The organism is Acidihalobacter sp. (assembly GCF_037381185.1).
Lineage (GTDB): Bacteria > Pseudomonadota > Gammaproteobacteria > DSM-5130 > Acidihalobacteraceae > Acidihalobacter_A.
Window position 1 is genome coordinate 62,195 of sequence record NZ_JARRQY010000034.1, and the last position, 24,164, is coordinate 86,358.

General features: G+C 64.0%; 17 protein-coding genes. 4 read left to right on the forward strand and 13 right to left on the reverse strand.

The genetic code is table 11. The features are described 5' to 3' along the window. Positions 1–25: 25 nt before the first annotated feature. The 9 genes from P8014_RS12670 to P8014_RS12710 form a co-directional block, all read right to left on the reverse strand. Positions 26–2,149: an HAD-IIB family hydrolase gene (locus P8014_RS12670; protein ID WP_337817709.1), complete on the reverse strand. Its 2,124-nt coding sequence runs from the start codon at positions 2,147–2,149 to the stop codon at positions 26–28. Positions 2,150–2,168: 19 nt separating this feature from the next. After that, positions 2,169–3,035, reverse strand: coding sequence for a PfkB family carbohydrate kinase (locus P8014_RS12675; protein ID WP_337817686.1), 867 nt, complete (start codon positions 3,033–3,035; stop codon positions 2,169–2,171). A 61-nt stretch (positions 3,036–3,096) separates the two neighbouring features. Then, entirely contained in the window at positions 3,097–3,744 is a 648-nt protein-coding gene (locus P8014_RS12680) for a hypothetical protein (RefSeq protein ID WP_337817687.1), read from the reverse strand. A 26-nt stretch (positions 3,745–3,770) separates the two neighbouring features. After that, positions 3,771–4,436: a thiol:disulfide interchange protein DsbA/DsbL gene (locus tag P8014_RS12685; protein WP_337817688.1), complete on the reverse strand. Its 666-nt coding sequence runs from the start codon at positions 4,434–4,436 to the stop codon at positions 3,771–3,773. 172 nt (positions 4,437–4,608) lie between these two features. Further along, positions 4,609–5,796, reverse strand: coding sequence for a c-type cytochrome biogenesis protein CcsB (ccsB, locus tag P8014_RS12690; RefSeq protein WP_337817689.1), 1,188 nt, complete (start codon positions 5,794–5,796; stop codon positions 4,609–4,611). An 86-nt stretch (positions 5,797–5,882) separates the two neighbouring features. Beyond that, positions 5,883–7,898: a cytochrome c biogenesis protein ResB gene (locus P8014_RS12695; protein WP_337817690.1), complete on the reverse strand. Its 2,016-nt coding sequence runs from the start codon at positions 7,896–7,898 to the stop codon at positions 5,883–5,885. A 48-nt stretch (positions 7,899–7,946) separates the two neighbouring features. Then, entirely contained in the window at positions 7,947–9,134 is a 1,188-nt protein-coding gene (gene ccsB / locus P8014_RS12700) for a c-type cytochrome biogenesis protein CcsB (RefSeq protein WP_337817691.1), read from the reverse strand. A 43-nt stretch (positions 9,135–9,177) separates the two neighbouring features. Next, positions 9,178–11,175, reverse strand: a complete 1,998-nt coding sequence (locus tag P8014_RS12705; RefSeq protein WP_337817692.1) for a cytochrome c biogenesis protein ResB — start codon at positions 11,173–11,175, stop codon at positions 9,178–9,180. 103 nt (positions 11,176–11,278) lie between these two features. Beyond that, positions 11,279–11,959: a c-type cytochrome gene (locus tag P8014_RS12710; protein ID WP_337817693.1), complete on the reverse strand. Its 681-nt coding sequence runs from the start codon at positions 11,957–11,959 to the stop codon at positions 11,279–11,281. A 136-nt stretch (positions 11,960–12,095) separates the two neighbouring features. Between P8014_RS12710 and yihA the strand changes: the two genes are divergently transcribed. The 3 genes from yihA to P8014_RS12725 all read left to right on the forward strand — a co-directional run bounded on the left by yihA (position 12,096) and on the right by P8014_RS12725 (position 16,547). Beyond that, positions 12,096–12,704, forward strand: a complete 609-nt coding sequence (yihA, locus tag P8014_RS12715) for a ribosome biogenesis GTP-binding protein YihA/YsxC (RefSeq protein WP_337817694.1) — start codon at positions 12,096–12,098, stop codon at positions 12,702–12,704. 202 nt (positions 12,705–12,906) lie between these two features. Beyond that, on the forward strand, positions 12,907–14,061 hold the full coding sequence (locus tag P8014_RS12720) for an HD domain-containing phosphohydrolase (protein ID WP_337817695.1): 1,155 nt from the start codon (positions 12,907–12,909) through the stop codon (positions 14,059–14,061). Between the two features lie 23 nt (positions 14,062–14,084). Then, positions 14,085–16,547, forward strand: coding sequence for an ATP-binding protein (locus P8014_RS12725; protein WP_337817696.1), 2,463 nt, complete (start codon positions 14,085–14,087; stop codon positions 16,545–16,547). 47 nt (positions 16,548–16,594) lie between these two features. Here P8014_RS12725 and P8014_RS12730 read toward each other — a convergent pair whose 3' ends face one another. The 3 genes from P8014_RS12730 to P8014_RS12740 all read right to left on the reverse strand — a co-directional run bounded on the left by P8014_RS12730 (position 16,595) and on the right by P8014_RS12740 (position 19,307). Beyond that, positions 16,595–17,446: a crotonase/enoyl-CoA hydratase family protein gene (locus P8014_RS12730; protein ID WP_337817697.1), complete on the reverse strand. Its 852-nt coding sequence runs from the start codon at positions 17,444–17,446 to the stop codon at positions 16,595–16,597. A 131-nt stretch (positions 17,447–17,577) separates the two neighbouring features. Next, positions 17,578–18,528 (reverse strand): homoserine kinase, encoded by a 951-nt coding sequence (locus P8014_RS12735; RefSeq protein WP_337817698.1) that lies wholly within the window; start codon positions 18,526–18,528, stop codon positions 17,578–17,580. Positions 18,529–18,581: 53 nt separating this feature from the next. Then, positions 18,582–19,307: a TIGR00730 family Rossman fold protein gene (locus tag P8014_RS12740; RefSeq protein WP_337817699.1), complete on the reverse strand. Its 726-nt coding sequence runs from the start codon at positions 19,305–19,307 to the stop codon at positions 18,582–18,584. Positions 19,308–19,502: 195 nt separating this feature from the next. On the opposite strand from P8014_RS12740, the gene polA reads away from it, so the two are divergent. Continuing rightward, positions 19,503–22,187: a DNA polymerase I gene (polA, locus tag P8014_RS12745; RefSeq protein ID WP_337817700.1), complete on the forward strand. Its 2,685-nt coding sequence runs from the start codon at positions 19,503–19,505 to the stop codon at positions 22,185–22,187. A gap of 441 nt (positions 22,188–22,628) precedes the next feature. Here polA and cls read toward each other — a convergent pair whose 3' ends face one another. After that, the gene (cls, locus tag P8014_RS12750; protein ID WP_337817701.1) at positions 22,629–24,065 is read right to left on the reverse strand and encodes a cardiolipin synthase; all 1,437 of its coding nucleotides are present in this window, start codon (positions 24,063–24,065) and stop codon (positions 22,629–22,631) included. Positions 24,066–24,164: the final 99 nt, after the last annotated feature.

Consider the following 24,164-nt stretch of genomic DNA (forward strand, 5'->3'; position numbering starts at 1 on the left):
TGCCGTACGGTACATGGGCGGGGCGCTAGTCGTATTGCGGCTGCCGGATACGCCCCAGGAAATTGTAGTGCTCGATGCCTTCGAGCACGCCGACGGCGCACTCGGCTTCGGCGAAGTACACGCGCTTGCGCTGTTTGAGGTGATCGAGTTCATGGCTGTAATTACCGACCACGACCCCGAGGCTGTGCCCCGAAAGCATTTCCTCATCGTTGCCCGAGTCGCCCGCCACCAGCACGCGCTCCATTTCGATGCCCCAGCGGTCGGCGACGAAGCGCACCGCCAGGCCCTTGGAGGCACGGATCGGGAGGATGTCGAGATAGGCGTCGTGGGAAAAAATCACGTTCACGTGTACGCCGCGCTCGCGTAGAAGCTGGCGGACTTCGCCCAGGTCGGGCATGCGGTCAGGATCGGCGAAGTAGCTGATTTTGTGCGCTCTTTGCTCCGAGCCGGGCTGCAGGCGAAGCCCCGGAGCATCGCCCAGGGCCTCGCGTACCGCCTCGCGGTCCCAGCGGAAGTCCAGGTGCCGCAGCCAGACACGATCTTCGAGCTGGCCGGGGCCGTAGTGCACCTCGCTGCCCACCGCGGTGATCAGCAGGTCGGGCGTTGGCACGCCCCATTCCCGGAGCACGCGCAGCGCACTGTCCAGGCGCCGGCCGGTGGCGATGCCGAAAGCGAGGCGGTCGCCGGCGCCGGCGATGGCCTCCAGCAGGCGGTCCAAGCCTTCGCGATCGCCGAGCAAGGTGTTGTCGATGTCGCAGATCAACAGTCGTTCGACGGTCGGCAGACGGCTCTTGTTCGGGGCGCGCCTACGCCGGCGCCGGCGCGCGATCAGCCGGTCCAGCTCCCGCAGGTAGGTGTCCGCATGCCCGGCCCAGGTGTAGTGCTGGGCGACGCCGCGCTGTCCGCGCTGCGACCATTGGCGCCAGCGCGTGCGGTTGCCCAGTGCGTCCGCCAGGGTCTTTCCCAAACCCCCGGTGTCCAACGGATCAATCAAGCGGCCGTTGCGGCAGTGGCGCAGAATCTCCTGCGGTCCGCCGTCGTCGGTGGCGATCACCGGCAATCCGCTCGCGGCTGCCTCGATCAGGGTCAGGCCAAAGGGCTCGGTCAGGGCCGGATTCACGAACACGCCGTTGCGCGCGGCCGCCAGCCGGTAGATGCCGGCTACGTCCTCCGGCGAATGGTGCTTGGGGTAGGCGACGTGGCCGTGCAGGTCGTAATCGTCGATCAACTCAATCAGCTCGCGCCAAACCCGGCGTGCGCCCTTGTCGAGTTCGGCAATGCGCGTACGGTTGCCGGCGATCAGTACCAGATTGGCCTTCTCGCGCAAAGTGGGGTGTTCGCCGTAGGCGCTCACCAGCGCCGCCAGATTCTTGCGCTCGTCCGCCCTTGCCAGGGCGAGTATCTGCGGACGCTTCGGATGGCGCAGGAAACGTTCCACCTCCGGTCGGTAGGGTCCCAGCGCCTCACCACGTTTGTATGGTCGGAAACGCGACAGATCGACCCCCGGCGGCACCACGATGATATTGGCGCCGCTGTGATTGGCGTACTGCGCGTATTGTTGCTCGACCTCCTGACGGGTGCTCGCGACCACCAGCGATGCCATGTCCAGCGCCTGCTCCTCGGCCTCGATGCGCTGATCGAACTGGTAGCGCTGATCGATGGCGTCGGGGTCCTGGCCACTGTCCACCAGGCGCCGGCGCTTCTCACGACCGAGGGAGTGCCCGGTGAAGACGAAGGGCACGCCGAGCAAGGCTGCCAGCCGCGCACCGGCCAGGCCGGCGTCAGCGTAGTGCGCGTGGATCGCATCGGGCACCCGGCCGACGCTGCGGATATGACGCAGGGCAAGATCGATGAAGCAGTCGATATAGGGCCAAAGACGCTCCTTTCGCAGGTAGCGGTGCGGCCCGAAAGGAATGCGTACGATGCGCGCCTTTGCCGCTTCATCGAGCAGCTCTTCGGCTTCGGCATAGTCGGCACCGACGCGCCGGTCGTGGATTTGCCGGGTGAGCAGATCGACGCGGTTCACGTCCTTGCGCCCGGCCAGTGCGCGCACCAGCTCGACGACGTACTGTATCTGTCCTCCGGTATCCGCATCCCGCCCGAGTTCCAGCTCGGTGCCGCGCACCAGTCCGTGCAGACTGATGTGCATCAGATACCAGCCACTGGATTCAGTCTCCGTCCGCTCCCCTCCAATCACGTACCGTCTCCTCGTATATCGCTCGATCGTGGCTAAGCGCCCCGCGCCAGCCGCATACTCGCGCGGCAAATGTGGCTGCGCGGCGCAGGATCAGATCCCAGGGCCAGCGCTGATCTATACCGTACAGGGTAACCGCGCTGAAGGCATCTCCGGCGCCGACGGCATCAACCAGTTCGGTCACCACCGGGGCGGAATCCTCGAAATACGTGTCGCCGGCGTACACCTCCGCGCCCCGCGCACCGCGCGTGAGCACCACCGCGCCCAGTCCCATGCGTGCAGCATAGGCCGCGGGGGATTCGCCGTCGCGGGCCAGCAGGCCGAATTCCTCATCGTTGAGCTTGAGCCATTGCGCCCTGCTCAAGAACTGTTCCAGAGTCTGCACGTCCCACCACGGCGTACGCAGATTGACGTCGAGAAATACCCTGGCGTCGCCGCGCAAAGCCTGCAGAACCGCGGCGTTGGGGGCATGACGCAGAGCCAGGCTGCCGTGGTACAGCACGCCACCCCCGCAGTCCAGATCCTGCGGCGACCGAATGGCGTCGTAAGCCTGTTGATCGAGGATGTCGTAGCTCGGCTGGCCGTTCTGCAGCGTGACCTGAACCCTGCCGGTCGACAGCGTCTCGTCCACCTGCAGCCAACGCGTATCCATGCCCCAGTCGCGCATCCGCGCGCGCACTTCGTCGCCCAGTTGATCGGCGCCGACGCGGCTCACGAAGCGTGGCGCCAGTCCGAAGCCCTGCAGATGCCAGGCGACATTGAACGGCGCACCGCCCAGCACGCAATCCTCTCCGAAACAGTCGAACAGCACTTCGCCGAAAACGGCCGGGGCTTGCTTCATCACTGACTCCCTGGGCTGAAGGCCATTGGCGGGATTCCGCTCCGCCGCCGGATCAATCTCCTCACTCGACCACGCACTCGAGTTCGGTCGGTGCATCGTCGAGTCTGACTTCCGGCGGCAGGACGAGTTCCAGCCCCACCGGCAGATGGTCGGAATAGGCGACCGGGAAAACCTTGGCCTCGCGCACTTCCAGCGCCGGGCTCATGAGGATGTGATCGAAGGCCTGTGCGGGACGCCAGCTGGGGTAGGTGTGCTCGCCGTAATGCACTTCCAGTGCGCCGCGGCCCGGGATCGCACTGGGCAGACGATGCTCCACGATGCGGTGCGCACGATAGCGGCCGAGCAGGCCCAGCGCATGCTGCGCGAAACGCCCGATGCGGCGATTGGTGCGGCTGTACCAATGGGGGAACATCGCCACCTGGGCCAGATACTCGGCCTGGTCCACGAACCCGCTGCGCAGGCTGCCGGTATCGAGCTCCTGCAAGCCCACGATGTCGAAAGCGGCGATGAACTGTCCGATCGAACGCAGGGTTTCCATACGCTCGGGATAGGGCAGCACGTGTTTCCAGCTGTTGGTGATGTACTGACGGTAGTGCCGGGTGGTGATACCGACCTGGATGTTGTAGCTGAGCAACCGCAGGATCTGCTCTTGCGAACTCGACGTGCTCGCGTTGCGCGGGGAGGAGGTCACGCCGTGAGTGTCGTCCATCGCAGGCATCGACTCAAGTCCGGCGCCTACCGGCTCTTGGCGCCGGCGGCCTGGCCGACCGACCGGCCAGCCAGCCAGGCCGCGACCTTGAACATGCGCGCGTAGCTGCCGGTCATGTCCGCAGTGACGCGGTAACGCCCGCCAATCACCAGCGTGGGCACGCCCTGCACGCCGTATTCCTGCGTGCGCAGACGCGCCTCGCGCACCTGGGTGTCGACCTCCAGGGATTGCACCGCGTTGCGGAAACGAACGGCCGACACGCCGTGCGCGGCGAAGAAATTCATCATCGCCTGCATGCTGCCGAGATCACGGTGCTGATCATGGACGGCACGGAAGATCAACGGCGTCATGCGCTTGGCGACGCCCAGCAGCCTGGCCGCGTAGTAGACGCGCGCCATGAATTCCCAGCGTGGCCCGAGCACTGCGGGAATGCGCACGAACTCGGCATTCTTGGGCAAGTCCGCTGCGCGCCAGCGCTCGAGTTCGGGCTCGATGTGCGCACAGTGCGGGCAATCGTACCAGAAGAACTCTGCCACCTGGACCTTGCCCCGCGGCGCGTTGGTCGGCAGGCTCGGCGGCGGCGTGATGCGCTGAAAGTCGAATCCCTCGTCGTAGGGCGGTCCACTGCGTGCCGCCGCGGCCAGCGGCACGAGCAACAACAACCCGGCGAGAAGACGGCTCAGCAAGCGCATCGGAGCACCTCGATCACAGTGGAGTTCGTGGTTTCGGCATGGACCGGGCGAGCCGGCGCCTCGACCACATGCTGCAAGTGTACTCGACTGGGTGAAGGTCCGCTCAGCGCGGCGGCAAAACCAGCGCCTGCCCCGCGACCCCTGTGCTGCGTCGCGGGACAGGCGCAAAAGCCTACAGCTTGCCGTAGGAATGCAGGCCCGAAAGGAAGATGTTCACGCCGAGGAAGCAGAAGGTGGTGACGATCAGGCCGATGAAGGACCACGCCGCCAGGGGCCGGCCGCGCCAACCCTTGGTAAAGCGCATGTGCAGCCAGGCCGCGTAGTTGAGCCACACGATCAGCGCCCAGGTCTCCTTCGGATCCCACGACCAGTACCCGCCCCAGGCCTGGGCCGCCCACAATGCACCGAGGATGGTCGCCAGGGTGAAGAAGGCGAAGCCCAGCGCGATGTAGCGGTACATGATGTCGTCGAGTATTTCCAGGCTGGGCAGGCGCCGCACCACGCGGCCATCCGGACGCAGACGCTCGGCGCGGTCACGCAGCAAATAGGCCACGCCGACCATCGCCGAGAAGGCGAAGGAACCGTAGCCGATGAAGTTGGCCGGCACGTGGATCTTCATCCAGTAGCTCTTGAGTGCCGGCACCAGCGGTTCGATCTTATCGGCGTGATAAACGACGCTGTAGTAGATCAGGAATGCTACCGCGGCGCTGATGATCAGCAGCGCCAGCGCACCCAGTGCACGCTGACGGTAACGCGTTTCGTAGTACAGGTAGAGCAGACCGGTGACCACGCAGAACAGCACGAACACGTCGAACAGATTGCTCACCGGGATATGTCCGAAATCGGGAGCGATCAGGTAGGACTCGCGCCAGCGCACCATCAGCCCCACGAAACCCATGGTGACCGCCGCCCAAGTCAGCCAGCTGCCCAACGCCAGACTGCGCACCGACAGTGCATCGCCGCGTGCCGCCAGGCCGAGGACATAGAACACCGTCGCCACCAGGAACAGGCCGTTCATCCAGGCGATCGCCGCCGGGCTGGACAGCCACCAGACGAGGATGAAGTTGCTCTCGCCCGCGCTGTACTGACTGCCGTAGAGTGCGATGGTCAACAGGCTCAGGCCGGCGATGACCAAACTCAGCAGGCGCATCGGTTTCCAGTACCAGCCCACCCCGATCAGCGCCGCCGTGGTGCCGGCCAGAATGGCCTGCTGATAGACACCCAGCGCCGCGTTGAACTCGACATAGACGCCGACCGCGGAGGCCAGCACGAGGGCCGCCCACAGCCAGTCGAACAGACCCAGCGCGCGGATGAATGATGGCCGTTCAAGGCCATCCATGAGATCGTGCGGTACGGACATCTTTAGCTTCCTCCTAAAAATAATTCGCGGCACGGGCTCCGTCCCCGTTGCCGCGGCCGACTCGAGCCGCCGGGTTAAAACGGCGTTCAGGACGATCCGTCACCGGGTTTGTCCAGCCGGGCGAACAAGCGCTCCTCGAGTTGTGCGAACTGGCGCTCGAAATCCATCACGTTGCGATTGCTGGTTCCTGCGAAAAGCACCGTCGACCCACCGTCGTCACGCGGTTCGATGCGCACCCAAACACGGCGGTGAGCCAGGAAGAACAACAGGAACACGCCGAGCACGAGCATACCGGCTCCGGCGTAGACCACGATGGTGCCGGGGTGGTGCGTGACCTGCAGCCCCGCCGCCTGAATCTGTTTGAAGTCCGTCAGCTGCAGGAAGAACGGCGAGCCGTAGAACGGCAGCACGCTGAGTGCCGGCACGGCGTTCTGAAACCAGACCCAGTCCTGCTGCGTTGGCCGCGTGATGCCGTCACGCTTGAGCAGATCGATGTAAACGCCTTCGAGCGCGGCGTTCAGCACCTTGAGAAACGCCTCGCCGGCCGCCTGCCGATGGGCCGCCGGAACGCGCTTCTGAACATCTTCGAACACGGCGTTGTAGCCGCCATTGGCGAACTGCTGCAACAGGCGCACCATCGACTCCCTGATCCGCGTGCGTACCGCCGGGTCGTGCATATCTGCCGCCTTCAGCGCACTGGCCGAAGTCTGCTCGGCCACCCTGCGCAGCAGGGCGGTGTCGTGCAGTGCGCCGACGAACCGCATGAAGCGCTGTATCCCGCCGTGCGGGCCCGCCGGGATGTGCAAGAAGCGGTAAGGCTCCGACGGGCTGTTGCGCACACCGCTCAGATAATACAGCTGGCCATTGATGGTCTGCGGCACGAAGTAATTCATGTACTGCTTCGCCACACCCTGCGGGTCGCGCAGCTTGAAGGTCACGCTGGGCCCCAGATTACGCGGCTTGGTCTTGCCGTCCGCTCCCGGCACCTGATCGATGTTGAACATGCGGAAATCGCCGAACTCCAGGCGCCGCTTGCCCGTCGAGGTGTTCAGCTCGTACTTGCCGAACACGCTGCCGTGCGACACCAGCGGCTTGCCGCCGTTCAGGGGCCAGAGCTTGAAATCGAGCTTGGAACCGCCGTCGCCGAAACTCGCCTGATAGATTTCATAACCATCGTAGACCAGCGGATGATTGACACGGATGGTCGAATCGATGGTCTTGTCGTTGCGCGGGTCATGCAGCACGACCTGACTGCGGAAGTCCGAAGGCTGGCCGGTGATGTAGTGCTTCACGCTGAACTTTTTCACGGTCAGGCTGAATGGCAGCTGCTGTACCAAATAGCCATCCTTGACCTGCAGGAAGACGATGTCCGCGGTCTGCCCTTCCGGAATGTTCACATTGCCGCGAAACGACAGCGTACCGGGGCCGAGCCGGCTGCTGGGCGGCACCTGCGAGGCGGGAATATCGCGCGTCTCCACCTTGAGGTCACCCAGCGCCAGGGCGATCTGCAGCGGCAGCTTGCTGTCGATCAGTCCGCCGACCAGGATGACGACGATGCCGATATGCGTGAGCAGGTAACCGAGCCGGTTGGCGCCGCCCTTCATCCCCGCGAGCACCTGATGGTCGCCGTGATCGGCGGTACGCACCCGGTAGCCGTAGTTGCGCAGCAAACGCGTGGCGCGCGCGCCCACCCCCGCGGCATCGACGGCGCTTTCCCGTTCCGTATGGTGTCGCATCAGGCGCAGCGACTTGGCCTGTACGCGCAGGCGGAACTGGCGGATTTCGCGCAACATGCCTGGCCCGTTGCGATAGACGCAAACGCTGGTGGACACCATCAGGAAGGCCATGATGAACAGGAACCAGCCGGCCGAGTACACGTCGTACAGGCCCAGCTGGCGGAAGACGTGGAACCAGAACGGCCCGAACTGCAGCACGTAGTCGCTGTAGGGCTGATCCTGCTGCAGCACGGTGCCGATGACCGAGGCGATCGCCACGGCCACCAGCAGGGTGATCGCCAGATTCATCGAGCCCAGGAATTCGAGCAGGACCACCGTCAACGACGAATGGCGCCCCCGCCCGGCGCGGCCCGCGACTTCCCCCATGTTCATTCAGCTCCCCCCGAGCCGGGCTCTGTGCTGTGCCGCGCGATGCTACAGCTTACCGAATGAGTGCAGGCCCGGCAGGAACACGTCCACACCGATGAAACCCGCCGTGGTCAGCAGCAGGCCGATGATCGCCCACAGCGCCATCGGCTTGCCGCGCCAACCCTTGGTGTAGCGCATATGCAGCCAGGCCGCATAGTTGAGCCAGACGACCAAGGCCTCGGTTTCCTTGGGATCCCAGGACCAGTACGCACCCCAGGCCTGCTCCGCCCACAGCGCGCCGAGAATGGTGCCCAGCGTGAGGAAGGCGAAACCCAGCGCATTATAGCGGTACATCACGTCGTCCAGCGTTTCGAAGTCCGGCAGGCGGCGCGCCACCCGCCCGGCCGGGCGCAGCCGCTCGGCCCGCAGCCGCAGCAGATAGGCCGCACCGACCATAGCACCGATGGCGAAGGAGCCGTAGCCGATGAACAGCGCGGGCACGTGGATCTTGATCCAATAGCTGCGCAGCTCCGGATTGACCGGGCCGATGCGCGCGCCGTGGAACTCGAACATCAGATAGAAGGTGAACAAGGCCGCCGCACTGACGATGAGCAGCGCCAACCCGCCCAGCGCGCGCTGGCGGTAACGGGTCTCGAAATAGAGATACAGCAGGGCCGTGACGACGTTGAACAATACGAACACGTCGAACAGGTCGCTGATCGGGATCTGCGCAGCCGCCGGGCCGAACAGGTAGGACTCGCGCCAGCGCACCATCAGCGCCACGAAACCGAGGGTCGCCGCGGCCCAGGTCAAACGGCTGCCCCAGCGCAGCGCACGCTCCGAAAACCCGTCGCCGCGGGCCGACAGGCCGGTCAGATAAGCCAGCGTCGCCGCCAGGAACAAGCCACAGGACCAGGCGATGGCGGCGGGGCTGGACAGCAGCCAGGCCAGTAGCGGATCACGATGGGCTGAGGCATAGCTGTCGCCATACAGCGCGATAGCAGACAGACTGAGCGCGGCAACCACCACGCTGAACGCCTGCATCGGCCGCCAATACCAACCCAGCGCGACGAGCGTCACCGCCGCTCCAGCCAGGATCGCTTCCTGATAGACGCCCATTCCGGCACGGAAACGCAGGTAGGCGACGACAGCGCCGACCAGCACCAGCAGCGCCCAGGCCCAATCCACAGCCGTCAGCCGCTGCAGAAACGACGGGTTTTCCAGGTCTTCCATCACGTCGTGCGGTACGGACATGCTGCAACCTCCCTCTTTTACTTGGTAGTACGTGGCTGTGGCTTCAACCGTCACGCAGCCGCGCAAACAGTTTGTCCTGAAGTTGCTCGAACTGCCGGGCGAACGCAAGCCGGTCCCGATTGCTGGCACCGGCGAACAGGATGCGGGTACCGCCGTCCGTGCGCGGCTCGAGCCTCAGCCACAGCCGGCGGTGGGCAACGAAGAACATGAGCAGAATGCCCACCATCAGCATTGCCGAGCCGATGAATGCAGCGGGCGTGGCCGGGTAGTGCGTGATCTGCAACCCTGAGGACTGTATCTGGTGGAAACCGGTCAATTGCAGATAGAACGGCGCCCCGTACTCCGGCAGTACACCAAGCGCCGGCACCGCCGCCTTCAGCCACTTCTGATCCATGGACGTAAAGCCGCTCGCGCCGTCGCGGATCAGCACCTGATTGTAAAGCTGCGCCAGCGCGAGATTGATCACCTGCACGGAAACCGCGGCGACGGTCGCCTGGTGCGCCTTGGGGACCTGTTTGCGAATCCTTTCGAACACGGCGGTGTAGCCGCCGCCGGCGAACTCCTTCAGCAGCCTTCCCAGCGCCCCTGAAAAGCGCTGGCCGAATGCCGGCGATTCGCCGGCAAACAGCTGCTCGGCGTTCGCCTCGACCGCAGCCACCGCACGCCGGCGCGCCGCGGCGTCATGCAGGGCCGAGACCAGCTGCATGAAATGGCGCACACCACCGTTGGGCCCCGCCGGAATGCGCAGATAGCGGTAGTTCAGCGCCGGACTGCTGCGCACCCCGCTCAGATAATACGGCTGTCCGTGAACCACCTGCGGCTCGAGGTAGTTGATGTATTCCATCGCCACGCCGTCGGGCTTGCGGACCTTGAAGGTCATGCTGGGTCCGCGATCGCGCGCATGGCCGGGACGGCCGAAATCGGCATTGATGACGTTGTAGCGGTGAAAGTCGTTCAGCTCCAGCGTCCGCTCGCCCTGCGCGGTGGCTATCGAGTAGTGGTCGAACACGTGACCGCTCATCCGCCGTGCCCCGCCGCCGCCGAAAGGCCAGACCCGAAAGTGCAGCAGCGAACCGCCGTCGCCAAAGCTCGTCTGGTAGATATCGTAGCCGTGGAACATCAACGGGTGGTTGTCGCTCACCTGCGCCTTCACCGTCTGCCCGGTGGCCGGATCATGGACGACGACCTTGCTGATGAAGTCCTTGGGCGGCCCGCTCTCGAAGCGCTCGACGGTGAATTTCTTCAGCGTCAGCGTAAACGGCAGCTGCTGGACCAGATAGCCCTTGCCCCAGTTGATGAACAGCACGTCCGTGGTATCGCCGACCGGGATATTGACGTCTCCGCGAAACGCCAGCGTACCCGGTCCAAGCCAACTGTCGGCGGGCACCTTGGAGACCGGGACATCGCGGGTCTCGACCCGCGTACCGTGCAGCGCCATGTCGATCTGCATCGGCAGGTTTCCATCGATCACGCCGCTCAGCAGGATCACCACCAGACCGACATGCGTCAACAGATAACCCAGGCGGTTGCTCGCGCCCTTCATCGCCGCCATGGTGCGCACGCCATCGGCATCCGATCGACGCACACGATAGCCGTGGTTGCTCAACAAACGCTCGGCGCGCGCCTGCACCGCGTCGATGTCGACGGAAGTCTCCCGCTCCACATGTTCGCGCATCAGGCGCAGCGACTTGACCTGCACCGTCAGTCGGAACTGCGTCATGTCGCGCAGCATGCCGGGGCCGTTGCGCACCACGCACACGCTGGTCGACAGCACCAGGAACGCGAGAATGGCCACGAACCAGCCGACCGAATACACGTCATACAGACCCAAGGTATGGAACACCTTGAACCAAAAGGGCCCGAACTGCAGGACATAGTCGGTATAGGGCTGATTCTGCGGTACCACCATGCCGATGACCGAGGCGATCGCCACGGCCACCAGCAAGGTGATCGCCAGATTCATCGAACCCAGGAACTCGAGCAAACTGCCCGTCAGCGTGGAACGGGGCCGTATACCCGGGCTGGAAACCGCTTCGCTCATGCCTCTTCCGCTGGCGCAAAAGGCCCGGACATGTCCGGGCCTTTATGGTGTGGGTCGTTCTGCTGAATGACGTGCGCCGACGGGAAATATTCCCTGACTTTCGTCAGCGCAGGCTTTGCAGGTAAAAAACGACCGCCTCGATCTCGTGCGTACTCAACGGCAGCGCCGCATGCTCCATCATCTTACCCGCATCGTTGTCGCGCCGACCGGCCTTGAACGCCTCGATCTGCGCAGTCAGGTATTTCGCATGCTGTCCCGCCAGACTCGGGAAATGTCCAATCTTGCCTGCCGCACCGGCGCCATGGCAACGAATACAAGCCGCAACGCCGCTGGCGGGCAGTCCCTGCTGGTAGATCCGCTGGCCGAACTGCAGCAGCTGCGCGTCTTTTGGCTGCCCGGACGCGTCCTCATCGGCCCCGGCAACCGAATCGCCTCCCTGCGTCGAGTAGTAGGCGGCCAGATCGCGCAGGTTCTGCTCGCTCAACGCCATCACCATGGGCGCCATGATCGGGCTCTTGCGCACACCGTGCTTGAAATCGAGCAACTGCTTGTAGAGATAAACGTAGCTCAGGCCACTCAGATTGGGAAAATCGGGGCTGACGCTGTCGCCCGTTGCGCCATGACAGCCGGCGCAGCTCGCCGACAAGGCTTTGCCGGCCGAAATCCGGGCAGCGCTGGGCTTAGCGTCCCACTTCAGGCCAGTCACCGCCGGCGACTCTGCGGCAACGCTTCCCGCCAATCCCAGCAATACGCCGCCGAGCGCACAGCACAGCCATCTGTTCATACCTCATCCCCCCAGTTCCCCGGCCGACCAGCACCCCCAACTGATGGCGCGCCGGAAATATGACCCACTTCTGTTATAGGAATCGTTCAGCCGGGCTTATACCATAGCGCCCCATACACGACAAAAACGACCACGCATGCACAGTCTTTACCAGAACACCCGCTTTCTCACCGGCGCAACCAGCCTCAAGGCCATGCCTGAGGACAATGGACGCGAGATCGCGTTCGCCGGCCGTTCCAACGCCGGCAAATCGAGCGCGCTCAACCGTATCTGCCATCAGAAAAGCCTCGCCCGCACCAGCAAGACCCCCGGCCGCACGCAGCAGATCAATTTCTTTCAGGTCGACGAAGGACGCTACCTGGTCGACTTGCCCGGCTACGGCTTCGCGCGCGTTCCCGGCGGCCTGCAGCGCGAATGGGGGGCGTTCATCGGCCGCTATCTGCAACATCGGCGCAGCCTCGTCGGCCTGATCGTGCTCATGGACATCCGCCGGCCGCTGACCAGCCTGGACGAACAGCTCCTGAGTCTGTGCGCGCAGGCGTGCATCCCCGTGCACATCCTGTTGACCAAATCGGACAAACTCAGCCGCAGCGCTTCACTGACGGCATTGCGCGAACTCAAGAAACAACTGCAAGCGCGCGGTTTCACCGCTTCGGCGCAGTGTTTTTCGGCCACGCGCGGTACAGGCCTGGAGGAAGTACAGGCCCTGCTCGACACCTGGCTGACGACCGAAGAATCCGGATGAACACGGCGGAGGCGCCCCCGATTCGCCTTAGTCGATTGATTACTCTACTATTAGTAGGCAGACTTCAACTCAAACAAAGTATCATGGGCATCCCGGTGCACTCGATGCGGCGCAAACGGCGGTCAGCGAGACGCCGAATCGGCCTCACAACAGCACCCAACAAACCGACTCGAACCGTATTCGTGCGGTCAGGACCTGAACCATGCAGACGCCCCCGTACAAAACCCAGAATCGTTTCAAGCGCGCCCCGTTTCTAGTGAAGAAATCCTCACAGGAAGCCGGGGCGCAGACCGGACAGAACAGTGCTCTGGTCATCATTCTCGACGACCAGCGCGTAGGCCGCGCCGTGCTCAGTGAGATCATCCGCTCGCTCGACTCCGACATCCGCGTCGAAGCATGCTCCGATCCGCAGGTGGCCCTTTCGATAGCCGCACAGAACCCGCCCGACCTGGTCATCACCGACTACAAGATGCCCGAGATGGACGGACTGGAGTTTACCCGCCGGCTGCGCAATCTGGCCGGATGCGAGGAAACGCCCCTGCTTATGGTCAGCATCGTCGACGATCGCGAACTGCTCTACCGCGCCCTGGAAGCCGGCGCCTCGGATTTCCTCTACCGCCCGATCGATCGCCAGGAGTGCACGGCCCGCGCGCGCAACCTGCTCGCCCTCGGCCGGCAGCAACGTATCACCCGCCAACGCGCGCACTGGCTCGAGGAGCGCATCGCCGAAGAAACTCAGGCGTTGCAGGAGCGCGAACGCGACCTCATCGCCCGCCTCGCCCGCGCGGGCGAATACCGCACCCGCATCAGCAAGAATCACTACTGGCGCGTAGCCCGCTACGCCCGCTTGGTCGCCGAAGCACTCGGTCTGTCGGCTAAGGAGTGCGCCCAGATCGAACTGGCCGCACAACTGCACGACATCGGCATGATCGGCCTGCCCGATACCATCGTCCAAAGCGACGCGCCATTGTCCGAAGAAGAAACGGACATAATGTATGCGCACACGGAGATCGGTCACAATCTGCTGCAGGGCGGCCCCTCTCCATTGCTCGATCTGGCCTCGCAGATCGCGCTGCACCATCACGAACACTGGGACGGCTCGGGCCATCCGCGCGGCTTGGCGGGCGAGGACATCCCGCTGGCGGCGCGTATCGTGGCCGTGGCCAATTGCTATGACGAACTCACCCGCCGGTATCCGGGACGCCCCGAATACAGTGAGGAAGATGCCCTGCGGCACATCATAGAAGTGTCCGGTTCGCTCCTCGAACCGGCCTGCGTGCAAGCCTTTGTCGACCAGTTCGACGAAATCCTGCACGTACAGCCACCACCCGAGCATTCTCCGACCCGCCATAACTGAGCGGTTCGCCGGAAAACACGCCCATGCGCGTTCCACGCCCTTCAGCTCCGTCGCTCCACTGGGCCGAATGGTGGGCCGCGCGGCGGCCGGACTCCGAGCATGAACAAGCCACCTGGCGCGTCATCATTGGCTCGGCCGTCGCACTGTATCTATGGTCCCCGTTTTTCGCCATGCAGGAACCGGGATCCAGCGCGGTGCCCTACATCCGTTATGGCATAACGCTATTCGTAGTGGTCTCCACCGGCCTACTCGTCAACGTCCTGCTGCGAGCCGGCCCCTCAACGCTGCGCAGATACATCGGCATGATGCTCGATCTGGGCACCACGAGTATTTTCATGGCCACCGGCGGGGCCGGTTCGATTCCGCTGATCGCCGTGTATTTGTGGGTAACCGTCGGCAACGGCTTTCGCTACGGCCTTTCGTACCTGTTTGCGTCGACGGCTCTCAGCCTCGCCGGCTTCGGCTTTGCGGTGATGGTGAATCACTATTGGTCCGACCACGTAACGCTGGCGGCGAGCACTGCGCTGATTCTGTTCCTGATCCCCACATATAGCGCCGCTCTGATCGAAAAACTCAACCGCGCGGTACAGCAGGCACGCCAGGCCAGCGAAGCGAAATCCCGCTTCATCTCCAACATGAGCCATGAACTGCGCACACCGCTCAACGGCGTCATCGGCTCCGCCGACCTGCTCGGCCAGACCCGGCTGGATCCCGAGCAGCACGAACTGCTGAGCCTGCTGCACGGTTCCGCCCAGTCTCTGCTCGAATTGATCGAGGAAGTGCTCGACATCTCCAAGATCGAATCCGGACATCTGTCGATCGAACGCGCGCCGTTCGATCTTCATCAGTTGTTCAGCGACACGGCGCGGCTGTTCACTGTACCGGCCGAGGCCAAAGGGCTGCGCCTCAATCTGCTCATCGATCCCAACGTGCCCGCTCAGGTGATCGGCGACGCGACCCACCTGCGCCAGGTGCTGACCAATCTGCTCAGCAACGCGGTGAAGTTCACCGAGCGGGGCACCATTACCGTCACCCTCGATGCGCTCGAAATCGGCGGCGCGCAAACTCGGCTGCGCTGCACCGTCAGCGACACCGGCATCGGCATCGCCGAGGAAAACCTCGCGCACATCTTCGAACGCTTTCGCCAGGCGGACGACGGCGCGACCCGCAAATACGGCGGCACCGGCCTGGGGACCGCGATATCCCGCAATCTGATCGAATTGATGGGCGGTCACATCGATGTGGAGAGCCGTCTGGGACAAGGTAGCCGATTCTGGTTCGAACTTCCCATACAGCAGGACCGCCAGGCAACCGCTCAGGCACTCGAACTCGACGAAGTCTGGATATTGGCGGACAGCGCGGATGCGACGCTCCTGGAAAAACTCGTGGCCCCGCATGTCCGCGAGGTGCGCCACATCATCAACCACCTACCGCCTCGCCAACACGATCAGCGCATCACCCTGATTGCCGACCTGGCGTTGCTCGCCGAGCACGCCCCCAACGCCGAATTGCCCATCATCGGGCTACATGCCAACACCAGCCGGGCGCTGGAATACCCTCCCGGCCTGATGTCCATCCTGCCTGCATACTGGGCACCGCAAACCTTGCTCAGTGCCTTGCACGTAGCCGCCACGCCCTATGCCCGCAGGCACATCGCGCAGAACGGCGTTTCCGGTGAAGACGAGGCTCCGGGCGAACCTCTCAAACTGCTGGTCGCAGAAGACAACGCCGTCAACCGCCGCCTGCTGGAACGGATTCTGATCAACGCCGGACACCGCGTCGAACTGGTAGAGGACGGAGAGGCCGCGCTGGACTGCCTCGACGATGCCCTGGATACCTTCGACGCCATCATCCTCGACATGAACATGCCGCTCCGCAACGGCATCGACGTGGCCAAGGCGCTGCGCTTCCTCCATCCCGACGACCACACGCCGCTGATCATGCTTTCCGCCGACGCCACCAAGGAAACCATTGACGAAAGTCGCCGGGCGGGATTCGATGCCTATCTGACCAAACCGGTGGAAGCCAGACGCCTGCTCAAGCTACTCCAGGACCTGCACCTGAAGAAACAGCCGCAGGAAACCGCCAGCTCCCTGGCCAGGACACGCATCGAACAGGCGCCGCCGCTGGTGGATCACAAGGTGATCAAGAACCTGGAACTCCTCGGCAGCGACCGCAACTTCGTCGTTCAGCTGGTGCAGGACTACCTGGAGGACGGCCAGCCTCAACTCGAACGCATGCTCAAGGCAGGCAAGGCGCTCGATGCCTTCGGGTTGCGCGATGCCGCCCATGCGCTGCGCAGCTCGTCGGCAGAACTCGGCTGCCAACGCCTGACGACTCTCTGCGGGCAGGCTGAACGGTTGAAGGACTACGAAATCGGTTCACCGCAAACAAGCCGCTTGCTCGAGCAGATCGACCGTGCCTTCACCTTGACCCGCGGCGAACTCATGCAGCACACAAGCGGGCATGCCATCGCATCACTCTGAAAAAACAGGCGGCCCCGCATAATGCTTCGGGGCCGCCCCAAGGGTCTTCATGCGCTGGCGGCTGTGGTCTCCGAACGCTTGCTTTGGCGCTTGACCAGACGCTCCATCATGCGCAGATCGCGGGTCGTCAACTTCAAGGCGGCATCGACCCAGATTTCCGTGATGGCGTAAAGCTCCTCATAGGACACGGGACTGCTCAAACGCTTGGCTTCGCGCAGCGCTTTCGCCCCGTTTGCACGACGCGCCTCCTCCTCAAGGAAATCGTACACCGCACGCACGCCTTCGCCGGGCTCCGCCAGCCTGTCGATCACGCCCATATCGTAGAGTTCTTCGGCATCGTAGAGCTGTCCCGAAAGAATCATGCGCTCAGCAGCCTTGGGCCCGATCCGGCGGGATAGCAGACTGTACGCGCCCATGCCCGGGAACAGATTGAACAGTATTTCGGGCAATCCCATACGCACGCCGCGTTCGGCAATCAGCACGTCACTGGCCAAGGCGCACTCGAAACCGCCGCCAAGGGCATCACCCTGCACCAGCGCGATGCCGCAGGTCCTCGAATGCATGCCGGCCGTCATCTCGTACACCGAGTCGACGCAGGTCTTGGCATAGGCCAACAGACCAGCGCGATCCTGAGTATGGATGTAGTGCTGGAACAGAGCCAGATCGCCACCCAGGTTGAAGGTACCCGGCACGTCCGACGCCATGACATAGTAGTCGACATCCAGCAATGTCTGGTCACGGTATTCGGCAAACGTCGTCGCCAGTTCGGCCAACAGCGCCGGCGTGAAACAGGGGCGCGGCGCAGCCTTCATGAAACACCAGTCTATGCGGTAACGCTCGTCATACTGACGACGCAGGACACTGGAACGCTCGAAATCACGGATAACGGGTTCACTCATGGGGAAAATCCTCGTGTAAACGATTGGGAGTCGGGTCAGGGGGGGAGCCCCTTTCCGAAGCATAGGCCGGGCGGACGCCCGACCGAAGCCCTAATTTCCCTTTAATCGTTGACGCGAAACCTTTTTCGGACTCAGACCCAGTGTCGCTGAAGCTCGTTTTCGCCCGCTATGCGTTCGAGGAGAATGGCCTTGAAGACGCCGGGATCCTTGACGTGAACGATCTCGGCGGGTCGAGGGAAATGCAGGTCGCGCAAACGCGACAGCCAGAATCGCAGCGCCGCGGCACGCAACATCACCGGCCAGGCGCCGCGTTCGATCGCGCTGAACGGGCGGACTTGATGATAAGCGGAAAGCAGAGCAGCGGTCCGCTCCATGTCCAACGCGCCGTTCTCGTCGCTGCACCAGTCGTTCACGGTCACCGCGACGTCGTACAGCAGCGCGTCGTTACAGGCATAGTAGAAATCGATGATGCCCACCAGCTCGCCCTCGACCCACAACACGTTGTCGCGGAACAGGTCCGCATGAATCACTCCGCGCGGCAGATCTGTGAAGCGGTACAGCCCCTGGAACCGAAGCTCCTCCTTGAGCAGCTTGGCATCCTCCTTGTCCAGATGGGGCAGCAGGCGCTCGCCCATCTCCCGCCACCAGCGCGGGCCGCGGTCGTTGTCGCGGCTGCCCGGAAAATCACGCGCGGCCAGATGCAGCCTGGCCAGCGCCGCACCGATGGCCTCGCAAGCTCCGCGACTCGGCTGCATGTCGCTCTCGCCGTTCAGGCGCTGCACCAGTGCCGCCGGACGCCCGTTCAGCGTCTTGAGCATGACGCCTTCGCGATCCGGTATGGGGTGCGCGCAAGGCACCTGATGTTCGTTCAGCCAGGCCATCAGCTCGATGAAGTAGGGCATGGCCTCGGCTTCGTGCTGCTCGAACAGCGTCAGCACATAGCGGCCCTGCGTGGTGCTGACGAAGAAATTGGTATTTTCGATACCGGAGCTGATGCCGGCGAATTCGGTGACGTCGCCAAGCGCGTACTCGGCCAGAAAGGCCTGCAGTTCGGCCTCGCTTACGGGAGTGAAGACAGACATGGTGCCTCGGTACGGAGTAGTTATTGGGGCCTGTTCACATGACTGGACGGTCCCTAGAGTTCCAGCAGCTTTTCGCGTTCTTCCGGCGAGGGCTCGAAACCGCGCGCTTCGTAGTGATCGAAAATCGTCTCGACCACTTCACGGGCACTGTCGACCACCTTCATCAGATTGAGATCCTCCGGATCGATCGTACCCTGCTCGACCAGTACCTCGCGAAACCACGTCAGCAAACCGTCCCAGAAGGGGCTGTGCACCAACACGATGGGAATGCGGCGAGTCTTGCCGGTCTGCACCAGGGTCAGGATCTCGGCCAGTTCATCCAGCGTACCGAAACCGCCCGGCAGCACGACATAGGCCGACGCGTACTTCACGAACATGACCTTGCGCGAAAAGAAATGCCGAAAGCCCAGGGAGATGTCCTGGTAATCGTTGGATGACTGTTCGTGCGGCAGCTGGATATTCAGCCCAATGGACAGCGAACGCCCCTGGTAAGCCCCCTTGTTGGCCGCCTCCATGATGCCCGGTCCGCCGCCGCTGACCACCGCGAATCCTGCCTCGGACAGCTGCAGCGCGATGTCCTCGGCCAACTGGTAGTGCGGGCTCTCGCGCGGGGTACGCGCGGAGCCGAACACGCTGACCGAGGGTTTGATGCGCGCCAGGCGCTCGAAACCCTCGACGAACTCGGCCATGATCTGGAAGATCTTCCAGCTCTCGCGGGTAAGCACGGTGTCGTCTGTGGGAATCAGGCCCGGATGGTGGCTGCGTTCCTGTTGATTCATCGAAATTCACACCTGGGTCAGGGCCGCCATTATTACCACAAACCACGTGCCGCCGATAAGACGGGGTGTTGCTCGGTGCGGGGTCCGAGCCCGAATCGGCGGTACGACACTCGCCCGAAACCAGGCCGATAGCGTAATTACGCATCAGTCCGGGTACCCTATGCTGCCAGGCTCACCAACAATCCGAACATGCCCATGCCCAAACCCGCCCTGATCCTCGTCGACGGTTCCTCCTATCTTTACCGCGCCTTCCACGCCCTGCCGCCGCTGACCAACGCACACGGCGAGCCCACCGGCGCGATCTACGGCGTGATCAACATGCTGCGCCGTCTGCTCAAGGACTACGCCCCCGAGCACATCGCCGTGGTGTTCGACGCCAAGGGCAAGACCTTCCGCGACGAAATGTACGCCGACTACAAGGCCAACCGCCCACCGATGCCGGACGACCTCGCCGCGCAAATCGAACCGCTGCATGCCCTGATCAAGGCCATGGGACTGCCGATGCTTGCGATCGAAGGCGTTGAGGCCGACGACGTCATCGGCACTCTGGCGCGCCAGGCTGCGGAGCAGGGCCGAGACGTGCTGATCTCATCCGGCGACAAGGACCTCGCGCAGTTGGTGGACGGCCACGTCACCCTGGTCAACACCATGAACAACATCACACTCGACCGCGAAGGCGTGGTCGACAAGTTCGGCGTTCCGCCCGAGCGCATCATCGACTACCTCGCGCTGGTCGGCGACAGCGTGGACAACGTACCCGGCGTGGAAAAATGCGGCCCGAAGACGGCAGTCAAATGGCTGCAGGCCTACGACTCGCTCGACGGCATCATGGAACACGCCGGCGAAATCAAGGGCAAGGTCGGCGACAACCTGCGCGCGGCGCTGGACTGGCTGCCGCAGGCGCGTGCGCTGGTCACGGTGAAACTGGACGTGCCGCTGGCACAAGCACCCGACGACCTCGTGCCTATCGCGCCCGACACCCAGACTCTGCGCGAAATGTTCGGTCGGCTGGAATTCAACACCTGGCTCGGCGAACTCGAAGGCGGAGAGAGCACTGAACCCAAGTCCGCAGCCGGCGAGTACGAATGCGTGCTCGACGAGGCCGAGCTGACGGCCTGGATCGAACGCCTGGAACAGGCCGACGTATTCGCCTTCGACACCGAAACCACCAGCCTGGACTACATGCAGGCCCGCGTCGTCGGCCTGTCCTTCGCCGTCGAACCGGGCAAGGCAGCCTACGTGCCGCTGGCCCACGACTACCCCGGCGTGCCCCAACAACTCGAACGCGAAGCGGTGCTCGAACGCCTGCGCCCGCTGCTGGAGAATCCGTCACGCGGCAAGCTGGGCCACCACCTCAAGTACGACCGCAACGTGCTCGCCAACCACGGCATCACGCTCGAGGGCATTCGCCACGACACCATGCTCGAGTCCTACGTGCTCGACGCCACGGCCAACCGCCACGACCTCGACACGCTGTGCTCCGCCCACCTCGACCACCAGAACATTCATTACGAGGACGTCGCCGGCAAGGGTGCCAAGCAGATCCCGTTCAGCGCCGTCAGCATCGAGGACGCCACTCCCTACGCGGCCGAGGACGCAGACATGACGCTGCGCCTGCATCGCCTGTTCTGGCCGCGTCTGGAAGCCGAACCGGGGCTGCACGCAATCTATGAGGATCTCGAGATCCCGCTGTTGCGCGTGCTCTCGCGCATGGAGCGCAACGGCGTGCGCATCGACGCCGAGCGGCTGCGCACGCAGAGCGCGGCGCTGGCCGCGCGCATGTCCGCCGTGGAACGCCAGACGCGGGAAATCGCCGACTGCGCCTTCAATCTCGGTTCGCCGAAACAGATTCAGGACGTGCTCTACAACCGCCTCAACCTGCCCGTGCTGCGCAAGACGCCCAAGGGCCAACCGTCCACCGCCGAAGACGTACTCGAGGAACTTGCCGCACAGCACGAGCTGCCGCGCCTGATTCTCGAACACCGCGGCCTGGCCAAGCTCAAGTCCACCTACACCGACCGCCTGCCGGAACGCATCGACCCGGACACCGGCCGGGTGCACACCTCGTATCACCAGGCGGTCGCCTCCACCGGCCGCCTGTCCTCATCCGATCCCAACCTGCAGAACATCCCGGTGCGCAACGAAGAGGGGCGGCGCATCCGCCAGGCCTTTGTCGCCGAACCCGGCCACTGCCTGATCGCCGCCGACTACTCGCAGATCGAACTGCGCATCATGGCCCACCTGTCGGCCGACGACGGCCTGCTGCGCGCCTTCGCCGAAGGGCAGGACATTCATCGCGCCACTGCCGCGGAAGTCTTCGGCACCGCGCTAGAGGACGTCAGCTCCGAACAGCGCCGCGCCGCCAAGGCGATCAACTTCGGCCTGATCTACGGCATGTCCGCCTTCGGCCTGGGGCGCCAGCTCGACATCGGCCGCGCCGAGGCGCAGGACTACGTCGACCGCTATTTCGCCCGCTACCCCGGCGTGCGCGAGTACATGGACAGCACGCGCGAGCGGGCCAGGGCGGAGGGCTACGTGGAAACGATCTTCGGCCGCCGGCTCTACCTGCCCGACATCAACGCCCGCAACGGCCAGCTGCGCGCGCAGGCCGAACGCGTGGCAATCAACGCACCGATGCAGGGCAGCGCCGCCGACATCATCAAGCGCGCCATGATCCGCGTCGACCACTGGATCGAAACACAAGCGCCGGAGGTGCGCCTGATCATGCAGGTGCACGACGAACTCGTGCTGGAAGTGCCCGAGCAACAGGTCGGCGACACGCGCGAGACCCTGCGCAGCCACATGGAAGGCGCCGCCGAACTCTCGGTACCGCTGCTGGTCGACATCGGCATGGGCCAGGACTGGGACGCCGCACACTGAAGGCGCCACGGTCCCACCGCAGAGTGTTTCGAGGCAATCGCCCGCTTTACATAACTTTACCTCGCCGGCGGAACTCTCCGCCCTGCAGAGGCTCCAATCCATTGAGCGCTTAGCCCGGCGCTCCCCGCCGTTCCCCCCCTTGGCGGGTTTCGACTTGTCTCCCCCCTTCAAGTCGATACTTCTGCCCCGGCCTTGTGCCGGGGCTTCTTTATGCCCCACGCCCCCGGTTCAAACGTCCCGCAAAAAAATTTCGGGACTTGGTGAACCTTTTCCGAAACCGCCGGTCTTACTTGATGAGCGCTTAGCCCGGCGCTCCCCGCCGTCCCCCCTTGGCGGGTTTCGACTTGTCTCCCCCCTTCAAGTCGAAGAACTTACCCCGGCGTTTTCGCCGGGGTATTCTTTTGCCCGCTTCCCGACCTTCGGCGCTACTGTTAGCGCGGCCTAGAGCACAGCCCCCAGCAGACCGGCCGCGTTGAAATACAGCCGCTTCGGCCAGGACAAACGCCCCCACTGCGCCTGCAGCACCGTATCCGAGGCCGCAATGTACTCCCCTTGCAAGGTCCGCAGCTGGCGGGTAAAGCCGTCGTCGTAGACGATCAGGGACAGCTCGAAATTGAGTTCGAAACTGCGCCGATCCAGATTCGCCGAGCCGAGGATGCTCAGGCGCCGGTCGACCGAGAGCGTCTTCGCATGCAGCAGCCCGTCGCGGTACTCGCGGATACAAACGCCGCTGTCGAGAAAATCGGCATAGTAACCGCGGCTGGCGGCGGCCACGAGCTGCGAATCGTTGCGCGCAGGCACCACCAGGCTGACCCGGGTCCCACACTGTGCCGCAGCGTGGATAGCCGCCGCCGTACCCTCGTCGGGGACGAGATAGGGGGAGGTGATCACCACCTCCTCGCGCCCCAGGTGCAACGCCGCCTGCTGCACCTGGCGCATGGCATAGTTGTAGGACATCGGCCCGGTGCCGATCACCTGCACGTCCACACCGCCGGCCTGCGGCTCCGGCAGCACCGCCAGCACCTCGCCCAGCCAGTCGTTGGCGTCTAGGTACCAGTCCTCGATGAACAGGCGCTGCAGATCCCACACCACCGGCCCGTGCACGCGCACCGTCGCATCGACCCAGGGTGCGTAGCTGGCCTTGGGGGCGAATGCCGCGTCCGCGATGTTCTGGCTGCCCGTGTAGGCGATACGCCCGTCGATGATCGCCAGCTTGCGGTGATTGCGCACATCGAGCCGTGCGAACAGCGCGCGCAAGGGATTCACCGGCAGTGCTGCGCGCACCTGCACACCGGCGGCCTCCATGCGTCCGCGCAGGACCGAACGCAGAAAGTGTTTGGAACCGACCGCGTCGACCAGCACCCGGCACACCACGCCGCGGGCCGAAGCCCGCTCCAGCGCCTCGGCCACGGCACGGCCTGAGGAATCCGTCAGATAGATATAGGAGAGCAGGTGACAATGCTGCTGCGCCGTTTCGATATCCGCGACCAGGGCCTCGATCATGCGCGCCGAATCGCTCAGCAGGTGCAGCACGTTGCCGCGCCGGGCCGGCGTTCCGCCGACCGATTCGGCGAGATTGGCAATCGGCCGGTGATCCGCCGCCAGATCCGCGGCATGATCCGCATGGGGCTCCTCCAGCAGCTTCGCCTGCCAGCGGCGCAGACGCTGATGACGCCGCAGGCGGCGCCGGCCCAGACGTACCTCGCCGAACATGAAATACAGAATCGGCCCGCCCACGGGCACCAGCATCACTACCACGATCCACGCCAGGCGGGCGGTCGGCTCGGCGTGGCGTCGCAGCAGAATGCGCACGACGACGAACAGGCGTATCAGCAGCTCAAGAGCGACTGCGAACGAGGGCAAAAGCTCCCCGGACATGCGGAGGCGCCTCCTTTTCAGATCATCGGCCCGAAGCCGTAGAGGGAACAGTTTGCCATAGCGCCCTGAAATTGGTTGGAGAGTTGTTCTTGAGTCCCA

Bases quoted from the DNA above. Each gene is read 5' to 3' on its own strand.
- P8014_RS12670 (WP_337817709.1), bottom strand. From the start codon at position 2,149: ATGCACATCAGTCTGCACGGACTGGTGCGCGGCACCGAGCTGGAACTC.
- P8014_RS12725 (WP_337817696.1), top strand. From the start codon at position 14,085: ATGCGCGTTCCACGCCCTTCAGCTCCGTCGCTCCACTGGGCCGAATGG.
- P8014_RS12680 (WP_337817687.1), bottom strand. From the start codon at position 3,744: ATGGACGACACTCACGGCGTGACCTCCTCCCCGCGCAACGCGAGCACG.
- cls (WP_337817701.1), bottom strand. From the start codon at position 24,065: ATGTCCGGGGAGCTTTTGCCCTCGTTCGCAGTCGCTCTTGAGCTGCTG.
- P8014_RS12695 (WP_337817690.1), bottom strand. From the start codon at position 7,898: ATGGGGGAAGTCGCGGGCCGCGCCGGGCGGGGGCGCCATTCGTCGTTG.
- yihA (WP_337817694.1), top strand. From the start codon at position 12,096: ATGCACAGTCTTTACCAGAACACCCGCTTTCTCACCGGCGCAACCAGC.
- P8014_RS12740 (WP_337817699.1), bottom strand. From the start codon at position 19,307: ATGAATCAACAGGAACGCAGCCACCATCCGGGCCTGATTCCCACAGAC.
- polA (WP_337817700.1), top strand. From the start codon at position 19,503: ATGCCCAAACCCGCCCTGATCCTCGTCGACGGTTCCTCCTATCTTTAC.
- ccsB (WP_337817691.1), bottom strand. From the start codon at position 9,134: ATGTCCGTACCGCACGACGTGATGGAAGACCTGGAAAACCCGTCGTTT.
- P8014_RS12675 (WP_337817686.1), bottom strand. From the start codon at position 3,035: ATGAAGCAAGCCCCGGCCGTTTTCGGCGAAGTGCTGTTCGACTGTTTC.
- P8014_RS12730 (WP_337817697.1), bottom strand. From the start codon at position 17,446: ATGAGTGAACCCGTTATCCGTGATTTCGAGCGTTCCAGTGTCCTGCGT.
- ccsB (WP_337817689.1), bottom strand. From the start codon at position 5,796: ATGTCCGTACCGCACGATCTCATGGATGGCCTTGAACGGCCATCATTC.
- P8014_RS12710 (WP_337817693.1), bottom strand. From the start codon at position 11,959: ATGAACAGATGGCTGTGCTGTGCGCTCGGCGGCGTATTGCTGGGATTG.
- P8014_RS12685 (WP_337817688.1), bottom strand. From the start codon at position 4,436: ATGCGCTTGCTGAGCCGTCTTCTCGCCGGGTTGTTGTTGCTCGTGCCG.
- P8014_RS12735 (WP_337817698.1), bottom strand. From the start codon at position 18,528: ATGTCTGTCTTCACTCCCGTAAGCGAGGCCGAACTGCAGGCCTTTCTG.
- P8014_RS12705 (WP_337817692.1), bottom strand. From the start codon at position 11,175: ATGAGCGAAGCGGTTTCCAGCCCGGGTATACGGCCCCGTTCCACGCTG.
- P8014_RS12720 (WP_337817695.1), top strand. From the start codon at position 12,907: ATGCAGACGCCCCCGTACAAAACCCAGAATCGTTTCAAGCGCGCCCCG.